This window comes from Cysteiniphilum sp. 19S12-1, assembly GCF_052030685.1.
In the GTDB taxonomy this organism is placed as follows: Bacteria; Pseudomonadota; Gammaproteobacteria; order Francisellales; family Francisellaceae; genus Caedibacter.
Genome location: NZ_JBQAJM010000089.1, coordinates 1 through 888, shown reverse-complemented (window position 1 = coordinate 888; position 888 = coordinate 1). Strand labels below are relative to the sequence as shown.

At 36.8% G+C, this 888-nt stretch carries 2 protein-coding genes; one reads left to right on the top strand and one right to left on the bottom strand.

What is annotated here, in order from left to right; translation table 11 throughout:
* Positions 1–38 precede the first annotated feature (38 nt).
* On the top strand, positions 39–452 hold the full coding sequence (locus ACTS4L_RS11355; protein ID WP_440652074.1) for a hypothetical protein: 414 nt from the start codon (positions 39–41) through the stop codon (positions 450–452).
* A 187-nt stretch (positions 453–639) separates the two neighbouring features.
* Here ACTS4L_RS11355 and ACTS4L_RS11350 read toward each other — a convergent pair whose 3' ends face one another.
* Entirely contained in the window at positions 640–792 is a 153-nt protein-coding gene (locus ACTS4L_RS11350) for a hypothetical protein (protein WP_440652073.1), read from the bottom strand.
* Between the last annotated feature and the right edge of the window lie 96 nt (positions 793–888).

Sequence of the window (888 nt, the reverse complement as noted above, 5' to 3'; positions counted from 1 at the left end):
GAATCAAGCAAGTTATCAAATGTATTTAAAAATGAAACATGAATGTGAGAAATTTAAAAGTGCGTAACTTCAGTTATAAGAACTATCCGCTACCCAAAAATATGGATTATGAAACTTATATTAACCTACCACACATCCTCTTTGGCTTCGATGATGAGCATAATAAATTCCTACACTACCTAACACGCCCCGATCCACGCAATGTTTATGCTCGTGTATCAACCCTTTCTGCCGCCTTAGAAATTATGGATGATCAATGTATTATTGTCACTGCAACCTCACTGGCCAAATGCTTTGATTTAAAGACTGCATCGCTTCCCTTTGAAACGCATCCAATTATGATGCAAGCATTTTACCCGCGACGGCTTAAGTATGATGCAAAAAATAAATGGCTGCGACAATTATGTAAAAAAGTGGCTCAAAAAGAAATACAAAAAATCGTGCGTAATTGATGTAACTAACGGTTACGAGTGAGGGTAACACAGCCTATTACTTAGAATAGCAAGACTACTGTAAAAAGCGGGTTTTTTAATCGATAGGTTGCTAAATGGCAACCTCAAATTGACGGAAAAGCCCACCTTGGCTACGCATTCCAAGATGGGAATCATTTGATTTGATTTGCTAGGCTAATGCCACATTTTAACTTGGGTAAGTGTTATAAGGGTAAGTCACATCATTTGGATTCGTTAGCGTATCACCGCCAATATTTATATAAGTTGTTTTATTTTTTATATCTCGACCTAGTGTCATTCCAATCGTATTAATGCCTACTCGGTGTGCTTGATATTGCATATTTTTATACTGTACCTTATTTATTAGATGACAATTAGCTTTACCGGTCACGACAACTAGAATTGCCGGTCAAATCATGTAGGCTATTCCTTAATC